This window comes from Streptomyces caelestis, from assembly GCF_001279005.1.
In the GTDB taxonomy this organism is placed as follows: domain Bacteria; phylum Actinomycetota; class Actinomycetes; order Streptomycetales; family Streptomycetaceae; genus Streptomyces; species Streptomyces heliomycini.
Genome location: NZ_LGCN01000268.1, coordinates 1 through 10,000, shown reverse-complemented (window position 1 = coordinate 10,000; position 10,000 = coordinate 1). Strand labels below are relative to the sequence as shown.

Here is a 10,000-nt window from a genome sequence, read left to right as displayed (position 1 = left end):
CCTCACGGCTCTCGACGCCGCCGCCCCCCGACGCCCCACCGCCGTCCTGCTGTTCGCCGGACAGAACGCGCCGGCCGCGCCCGCCGCCCGCCCCGACGACGACACCCCGGCCGCCCCCGACACCGTCCTCGGCGAGGTCCTGACCACCGTCAACGACTGGCTCGCCGACGACCGCACCGCGCAGATCCCGCTCGTCGTGGTCACCCGCCACGCCGTCGCCACCGGGCCCGGCGACCCCGCGCACGACCTGCCCGGCGCCGCCGTCTGGGGCCTGGTGCGCTCCGCGCAGTCCCAGCACCCCGACCGCCTCGTCCTGGCCGACCTCGACGTCCACGAGGACTCCTGGCAGGCCCTGCCCGCCGCGCTCGCCACCGGCGAACCGCAGCTCGCCCTGCGCCAGGGCACCGCCCACGCGCCCCGGCTGGCCCGTCCCCGCACCGCCGACACCCTGAGCGCGCCCGACGGCGCCGCCGCCTGGCGCCTGGACATCCCGGTCAAGGGCTCCGTCGACCGGCTGGAACTGGTGCCCTGCCCCGAGATCACCGACGCGCCCGCGCCCGGGCACGTCCTCATCGAGGTGCGCGCCGCCGGACTCAACTTCCGCGACGTCCTCAACACCCTCGGCATGTACCCCGGCCCCGCCGTCCTCCTCGGCGCCGAGGCCGCCGGCGTCGTCACCGCCACCGGGCCCGGCGTCACCGGCCTCGCGCCCGGCGACCGCGTCATGGGCCTGGTCACCGGAGGCTTCGGCACCCACGCCGTCGCCGACGCCCGCATGGTCGCCCCCATGCCCGACGGCTGGACCTTCACCCAGGCCGCCTCCGTCCCCGTCGCCTTCCTCACCGCCTACTACGGCCTGCGCGACCTCGCCGGCCTCACCGCCGGCGAGTCCGTCCTCGTCCACGCCGCCGCCGGTGGCGTCGGCATGGCCGCCGCCCAGCTCGCCCGCCACTGGGGCGCCGAGGTCTACGGCACCGCCGGCGACCACAAGCGGCGCCTGCTGCGCGCCGAGGGCTGGGCCGACGACCACCTGGCCTCCTCCCGCACCCTCGACTTCGAGGACCGCTTCCGCGCCACCAGCGGCGGACGCGGCGTGGACGTCGTACTGAACTCGCTGGCCGGCGACTTCGTCGACGCCTCGCTGCGCCTGCTCGCCCCCGGCGGACGCCTCGTCGAAATGGGCAAGACCGACGTCCGCGACCCCGGCCGGGTCGCCCTCGACCACCCCGGCGTCGCCCTGTACCGGGCGTACGAACTGCGCGAGGCCGGCGAGGACCGCATCCGGGAGATGTTCGCCGACCTCACCCGCCTCTTCGCCGACGGTTCCCTGCGCCCGCTGCCCACCGTCACCTGGGACGTCCACCACGCCCGCGAGGCCTTCCGCCACATGGCGCAGGCCAAGCACTACGGCAAGATCGTCCTCACCGTGCCGCGCGCCTGGAACCCCGACGGCACCGTCCTGATCACCGGCGGCACCGGCACCATCGGCGGCATCCTCGCCCGCCACCTCGTCACCCGGCACGGCATGCGCCACCTGCTCCTCGCCGGCCGCCGCGGCCCCGACGCCCCCGGCGCCGCCGCCCTGCGCGAGGAACTCACCGCCCTCGGCGCCCAGGTGACCGTCGCCGCCTGCGACGCCGCCGACGCCGACCGGCTCGCCGAGACCCTCGCCGCCGTGCCCGCCGCACACCCGCTCACCGCCGTGGTGCACGCGGCCGGCGCCCTCGACGACGGAGCCCTCGAACACCTCACCCCCGACCGGCTGCGCACCGTCCTGGCCCCCAAGGCCGACGCCGCCCGCCACCTGCACCGCCTCACCCGCGACCTCGACCTCGCGGACCTGGTGCTCTTCTCCGCCGGCGCCGGAGTCTTCGGCAACGCCGGACAGGCCAACTACGCCGCCGCCAACACCTACCTCGACGCCCTCGCCCACCGCCGCCGCGCCGACGGCCTGCCCACCACCTCCCTGTCCTGGGGCCTGTGGGCCGACGCCAGCGCCATGACCGGCCACCTCGACGACACCGACCTCGCCCGCGTCCGCCGCTCCGGCGTCCTGCCGCTGTCCGCGGCCGACGGCATGGCCCTGTTCGACGCCGCGCTCGCCGAACAGCGCCCGCACCTGGTCCCCGTCCGCCTCGACACCGGACGGCTGCGCACCGGCGACGGCGACATCCCGCACCTGCTGCGCGCCCTGCACCGGGGCCCGGCCCGCCGCACCGCCCGGGCGGGCGCCGCCGACGGCACCGACGGACTGCGGCTGCGCCTGGCCGGCCTGGCCGACGACGACCGGCTCACCCTCCTGCGCGACCTCGTCGCCACCCACGCCGCCGCCGTCCTCGGCCACACCGACCCCGACCAGCTGCACGGCGGCCGCGCCTTCCGCGACCTCGGCTTCGACTCGCTGACCGCCGTCGAACTGCGCAACCGGCTCAACGCCGCCACCGCGCTGCGGCTGCCCGCCACCCTCGTCTTCGACCACCCCACCCTCGCCGAACTCGCCGCCCACCTCGACGGCGAACTCTCCGGCGCCGCCCCCGCCACCGCGCCCGCCGCCCCGGTTCCCCTCCCGGCCGGCGCCCGGGGGGACGAGCCGTTCGCGATCGTCGGCATGGCCTGCCGCCTCCCCGGCGGGGTGCGCTCCCCGGAGGACCTGTGGCGGCTCCTCTCCGACGGCGCCGACGCCATCGGAGAGTTCCCCGGCGACCGCGGCTGGGACCTCGACGGCCTCTACGACACCCTGCCCGGCGACCAGGTCACCTCCCGCACCCGCGAGGGCGGCTTCCTGCACGACGCCGCCGACTTCGACGCCGACTTCTTCGGCATCTCCCCGCGCGAGGCCCTCGCCATGGACCCCCAGCAGCGGCTCCTGCTGGAAACCGCCTGGGAGACGTTCGAACGCGCCGGCATCGACCCCCGGTCGGTGCGCGGCAGCCGCACCGGCGTCTTCGCCGGCCTCTCCTCCAGCGACTACCTCAAGCGCGTCACCCACGTCCCCGACGAGGTCGCCGGGTACGTCAACAACGGCAACGCCAACAGCGTCGTCTCCGGCCGCGTCGCCTACACCCTCGGCCTGGAGGGCCCGGCCGTCACCGTCGACACCGCCTGCTCCTCCTCCCTCGTCGCCCTGCACATGGCGCTCCAGGCGCTGCGCCGCGGCGAGTGCACCATGGCCCTGGCCGGCGGCGTCACCGTGATGTCCTCGCCGGAGATCATCGTCGACTTCTCCCGCCAGCGCGGCCTGGCCGCCGACGGCCGCTGCAAGCCGTTCGCCGCCGCCGCCGACGGCACCGGCTTCTCCGAGGGCGTCGGCCTGATCCTCGTCGAGCGCCTCTCCGACGCCCGCCGCAACGGCCACCAGGTCCTCGCCGTCGTCCGCGGCTCCGCCGTCAACCAGGACGGCGCCTCCAACGGCCTGACCGCCCCCAACGGGCCCGCCCAGCAGCGCGTCATCCGCCAGGCCCTGGCCGACGCCGGCGTCAGCGCCGCCGAGGTCGACGCCGTCGAGGCGCACGGCACCGGCACCCGCCTCGGCGACCCCATCGAGGCCCAGGCGCTCCTCGCCACCTACGGCCAGGACCGCGACCCCGGGCGGCCGCTGCTGCTCGGCTCCGTCAAGTCGAACATCGGGCACACCCAGGCCGCCGCGGGCGTCGCCGGCGTCATGAAGATGGTCCTCGCCCTGCGGCACGGCCTGCTGCCCAAGAGCCTGCACGTCGACGCCCCCACCCCGCACGTCGACTGGTCCGCCGGCGCCGTCAGCGTCCTCGCCGAGGCCACCGAGTGGCCCGAACCGGCCACCCCCCGGCCCCTGCGCGCCGCCGTGTCCTCCTTCGGCATCAGCGGCACCAACGCCCACGTCGTCCTCGAACAGGCCCCGGCCGACACGGATTCCGCCGAGGAGACGGACACCGAAGGCGACGACGCGCGGGACACCCGCGCCGACCGCCCGCTGCCCTGGATCCTGTCCGCCCGCAGCGACGCCGCCCTGCGCGGCCAGGCCCGTGCCCTCCTCGCCCACCTCGACGCGCACCCGGGCCTCGCACCCGCCGACATCGCCCTGTCCCTCGTGACCCGCCGGGCCACCCTGGAGCGGCGCGCCGTCGTCGTCGCCACCACCACGGGCGACTTCCGCGCCGGTCTGGCCGCCCTCGCCGACGGCGTCCCCTCGCCGGCCGTGACCAGCGGCGGCCGCGGCGCCGGCCGCGACCGCAGGGCCGTCCTCGTCTTCCCCGGCCAGGGCTCCCAGTGGGCCGGAATGGGCGCCGAACTCCTCGACGCCTCACCGGTGTTCGCCGAGCGGATCGCCGCCTGCGCCGAGGCCCTCGCCCCGCACGTCGACTGGTCCCTCACCGACGTACTGCGCGGCGCCGGAGGCGCACCCTCCCTGGACCGGGTCGACGTCGCCCAGCCCGCGCTGTGGGCGGTGATGGTCGCGCTCGCCGAGGTGTGGCGCGCCCACGGCCTCAAGCCCGCCGCCGTCCTCGGCCACTCCCAGGGCGAGATCGCCGCCGCCGCCGTCAGCGGCGCCCTGTCCCTCGAGGACGCCGCGCGGATCGTCGCCGTGCGCAGCCTCGCCATCGCCCGCGAACTCTCCGGCCACGGCGGCATGGCGGCCGTCACCGCCCCGCACGACGAGGTCGCCGCACTCGTCGCCGGCCTGCCCGGCGTCTCGGTCGCCGCCGTCAACGGCCCCTCCTCCGTGGTGGTCTCCGGCGACACCGAGGGCCTCGACACCCTCCTCGCCGACTGCGCGGAACGGGGCGTGCGGGCCCGCCGCATCCCCGTCGACTACGCCTCCCACTCCGCCCACGTCGACCGCCTCGCCGAGACCCTGCCCGCCGCCCTGGCCGGCGTCGAACCCCGCGACGGCGACATCCCGTTCTTCTCCACCGTCACCGCCGACTGGCTGCCCGGCACCGCCCTGGACGCCTCCTACTGGCACCGCAACCTGCGCGGCACCGTCCGCCTGGAGGAGTCCCTGCGCGCCCTCCTCGACCAGGGCCACGACGTGTTCGTCGAGTGCAGCCCCCACCCGGTGCTCACCGTCGGCATCGAGGACACCGTCACCGCGGCGGGCGCCGACGCGGTCGCCCTCGGCTCCCTGCGCCGCGACGACGGCGGCGCCGACCGGGTGCTGACCGCGCTGGCCGCCGCCCACGTCGCCGGCGTCCCCGTCGACTGGCGGCCCGCCGTCGCCCACGGCCGCCCCGTGGACCTGCCCACCTACGCCTTCCAGCGCGAGCGGTACTGGCTGGAGGCCACCGGCGCCCAGGCCGACCCCACCGGGATCGACACGGTCATGCGGCTCGCCGACGGCGGCGCCGTCCTCGGCGGCGGCCTGTCGCTGACCGCGCAGCCCTGGCTGGACGACCACCGCGTGCACGGCGCCGCCGTCGTACCCGGCACCGCCCTGCTCGACTGGGCGGTGCGGGCCGGTGACGAGACCGGCTGCCCGCTCGTCGCCACCCTCGACGAACACACCCCGCTCGCCGTCCCCGAACGGGGCCGCGTCGACCTCCAGATCACCGTCTCCGCACCCGAGGACACCGGCGCCGGCCCGGACCGGCGCACGCTCACCGTCCACTCCCGCGTCCCCGACGCGGACGGCGCCGACGTGCCCTGGACCCTGAACGCCACCGGCGCCCTCACCGCCGGCGACCCGGCGCCCGCCCCGGCAGGACCGGACACCTGGCCGCCGGCCGGCGCCCGCCCCGCCGACCCCGACCGGGCCCACGACCGCCTCGACGGCAGCGGCCTGGACACCGGCGCCGGCTTCCGCACCCTGCGCGCGGTGTGGCGGCACGGCACCGACCTCCTCGCCGACGTGGAGCTCCCCGAGGACGCCCGCGCCGACGCCGCCCGGTTCCGCGTCCACCCGGCGCTGCTCCAGACGGCCCTCGCCCTGGCCGCCACCCCCGAGCACGCCACCGCGCCCGCACTGCCGCAGCGCTGGCAGGACGTCACCACGTACGCCACCGGCGCCACCCGGCTGCGCCTGCGACTGACCGACGACGGCGGCACCTGGACGATCCACGCCCACGACGGCACCGGAGCCCCCGTCCTCACCGCCACCGCGGCCACCCGCCCGGCCACCCCCGACCGGCTCCCGGCCGCCACCGCCCCCGACGCCCTGCACCGCGTCGAGTGGACCCCGTGGACCGGCGCCACCGACCCCGCAGGCCTCACCGGCCCCTGGGCGGTCATCGGGAACCCCGGACGCCTCACCGCCGCGCTCGAACGCGCCGGCGCCACCGTCCACGTCCACCCCACCCTCGACGCCCTCACCGCCGCCCTCGACAGCGGCGACGGCGAACAGCCCGCCGTGGTCGTCGTCCTCCCCACCCACGACGACGGCGCCACCGGCACGGCCGCCCGCAACACCGCGACCGCCGCCCACACCTCCGCACACCGGGCACTGCGCCTGGCCACCACCTGGCTGGGCGACCCGCGCCACACGGCCACCCCGCTCCTCGTGGTGACCGAGGGCGCCCTCGCCACCGGACCGGACGACAGCGTCCCGGCCCTCGCCGACGCCACCGTCTGGGGCCTGCTGCGCTCCGCCCAGACCGAGCACCCCGGCCGCTTCCTCCTCGCCGACCTCGACCCGGCCACCGGGGACGCGTCCACCGACGGCGCGGGCGGCGACCACGAGGATCACGCCGACCCGTCGGCCACCGCCCTCGTCGCCGCCGTCGCCGCCGCCGGCCGCACCGGCGAGCACCAGTTCGCCGTACGCTCCGGCACCGTCACGGTGCCCCGCCTGGTGCGCGCCGACCGCGACGGCACCACACCCGCGGACAGCACCCCGTGGGGCGACGGCACGGCCGCCGGCACCGTCCTGATCACCGGCGGCACCGGCGTCCTCGGCGCCCTCGTCGCCCGCCACCTCGTCACCCGGCACGGCGTGCGCCACCTGCTGCTCACCGGCCGCCGCGGCCCCGACGCCCCCGGCGCCGCCGCCCTGAGCGAGGAACTCACCGCCCTCGGCGCCGAGGTCTCCGTCGTCGCCTGCGACGCCGCCGACCGCGACCGGCTCGCCGAGACCCTCGCCGCCGTGCCCGCCGAACACCCCCTGACCGCCGTGGTGCACGCGGCCGGCGTCCTCGACGACGGCCTCCTCGACACCCTCACCCCCGAACGCCTCGACCACGTCCTGCGGCCCAAGGCCGACGCCGCCTGGAACCTGCACGAACTCACCCGTGACACCAAGCTCTCCGCGTTCGTGCTGTTCTCCTCCTACGCGGGCCTCGCGGGCGGCCCCGGCCAGGCCAACTACGCCGCCGCCAACGCCTTCCTCGACGCCCTCGCCCAGCACCGGCGCGCCCGCGGCCTCCCCGCCGTCTCCCTCGCCTGGGGCTTCTGGGAGGACCGCAGCGACCTCACCGGCACCCTCGACGGAGCCGACCTCGCCCGACTGGACCGGGCCGGGATCCGCCCCCTCACCGCCGACCAGGGCCTCGGCCTGCTCGACGCCGCCACCGCCCTGGACACCGCCCACCTGGTCCCCGTACGACTCGACCCGCGCGCCCTGCGCGCCGACCGGGTGCCCCCGCTGCTGCGGGCCCTCGCCCGTCCGGCCGCCCGCCGCGCCGCCGACGCCGGAACCACGGGCGGCCCGCAGGACTTCCGCCGCAGGCTCGCCGCACTCAGCGGCCCGCAGCAGCAGGCCCTGCTGCACCGCACGGTCCTCGGCCACGTCGCCGCCGTCCTCGGCCACGCCTCCGCCGAGGCGCTGGACTCCGGGCGCGGCTTCCTCGACCTCGGCATGTCCTCCCTGACCGCGGTCGAACTCCGCAACCGCCTCAACGCGGAGACGGGCCTGACCCTGCCCACCACCCTGATCTTCGACCATCCCGACCCGGCCGCCCTCGTCCGCCACCTGCGGGACGAACTCGGCACCGGCGGAACCGGATCCGGCGACGCGGACCAGCCCGTCTTCGCCGAACTCGCCGAGTTCGAGGCCGCGGTGAGCGGCGCGGAACTCGGCGAACAGGACCGGGCCCGCCTGGCCAAGCGCCTCCAGGCCCTCCAGTGGAAGCTCGGCGCCACCACGGAGACCACCGGCGAGCGCGACGACTCCGACCTCGACACCACCACGGACGACGAGATGTTCGACCTGATCGACAACGAACTCGGCCTCGCCTGACACCCCCGCCCGGCCACCGCGTCCTTCCAGAACCAGAGGATCCCACCCCCATGGCAAGCTCCGAAGACAAGCTCCGCGACTACCTCAAGAAGGTCACCGCAGACCTGCGTCGCACCCGTCAGCGGCTGGAGTCTGTCGAGGCCGGCCAGAGCGAGCCGATCGCCGTCATCGGCATGGCCTGCCGCTTCCCCGGCGGCGTCCGCTCCCCGGAAGACCTCTGGCGGCTCGTCGCCGACGGCGCCGACGCCGTCGGCCCGCTGCCCGAGGACCGCGGCTGGGACCTCGACTCCCTCTACGACCCCGACCCGGGCACCCCCGGCAAGAGCTACGTCCGCGAGGGCGGCTTCCTCGACGGCGCCGCCGACTTCGACGCCGACCTCTTCGGCATCGCTCCCCGCGAGGCCCTCGCCATGGACCCCCAGCAGCGGCTCCTGCTGGAGACCGCCTGGGAGGCCGTCGAACGCGCCCGCATCAGCCCCGCCTCCCTCCGCAACACCGACACGGGCGTCTTCGTCGGCGGCGCCGACACCAACTACGGCTCCCTCGCCCGCACCACCGACGAGACCGAGGGCCACAACCTCACCGGCGGCGCCATGAGCGTCCTGTCCGGCCGCATCTCCTACACCCTCGGCCTGGAGGGCCCGGCCGTCACCGTCGACACCGCCTGCTCCTCCTCCCTCGTCGCCCTCCACCTCGCCACCCGCGCCCTGCGCGCCGGCGAGTGCTCCCTCGCCCTGGCCGGCGGCGTCGCCATGATGCCGACCACCGAACTCTTCACCGAGTTCTCCCGCCAGCGCGGCCTCGCCCCCGACGGCCGCTGCAAGCCCTTCGCCGAAGCGGCCGACGGCACCGCCTGGGGCGAGGGCGTCGGCGTCCTCCTCGTCGAGCGCCTCTCCGACGCCCGCCGCAACGGCCACCAGGTCCTCGCCGTCATCCGGGGCACCGCCGTCAACCAGGACGGCGCCAGCAGCCGCCTCACCGCCCCCAACGGCCCCTCCCAGCGCCGGGTCATCGAGGCCGCCCTCGCCGACGCCCGCCTCACCCCCGACCAGGTCGACGCCGTCGAGGCCCACGGCACCGGCACCACCCTCGGCGACCCCATCGAGGCCCAGGCCCTCCTCGCCACCTACGGCCAGAACCGGCCCGCCGACCGGCCGCTGCGCCTCGGCGCCGTCAAGTCGAACATCGGCCACGCCCAGGCGGCGGCCGGCGTCGCGGGCGTGATCAAGATGGTCATGGCGATGCGCCACGGCGTGCTGCCCGCCATCCTCCACGTCGACACGCCCACCACCCACGTCGACTGGACCGCCGGCGCTGTCGAACTCCTCACCGAGGCCACCCCCTGGCCCACCGCCGACCACCCCCGTCGCGCGGGTGTCTCCGCCTTCGGCATCAGCGGCACCAACGCCCACGTCCTGCTGGAACAGGCCCCCCTCCTCGAGGAGGCGGAGGCACCCGACGGCACGGGTGCAAAGACTCCGGCCGTCGACCCCGCCGTCACCCCGTGGCTGCTGTCCGCCCGTTCCGAGGCCGCGCTGCGCGCCCAGGCCGAGCGTCTCCTCGCGCACGTCGACGCCTCGGCCGCCGGCTCCCGGCACGCCGACGTCGCCCTCTCCCTGGCGACCAGCCGCGCCCCGCTCCCGCACCGCGCGGTGGTCCTCGCCACCGACCCCGACAGCACCGCCCAGGCCCTCACGGCCCTCGCCGGCGCCGCACCCCACCCCGCCGTCCTCGAAGGCACCGCCCAGAGCGGCTCGACCGCCTTCATGTTCTCGGGTCAGGGGTCGCAGCGGTTGGGTATGGGGCGTGAGCTGTACGGTCGTTTCCCGGTGTTCGCGGAGGCGTTCGACGCGG

Annotated in this window: 2 protein-coding genes; both read left to right on the top strand. The window is 76.9% G+C overall.

All coding sequences use genetic code 11. The features are described 5' to 3' along the window. The coding region (locus tag ADK41_RS37005; RefSeq protein ID WP_159044008.1) for a type I polyketide synthase at positions 1-8,146 on the top strand (8,146 nt) is incomplete at its 5' end. A gap of 50 nt (positions 8,147-8,196) precedes the next feature. Beyond that, positions 8,197-10,000, top strand: a 1,804-nt coding sequence (locus ADK41_RS37000; protein ID WP_030837174.1) for a type I polyketide synthase, incomplete at its 3' end; no start/stop codon positions are given.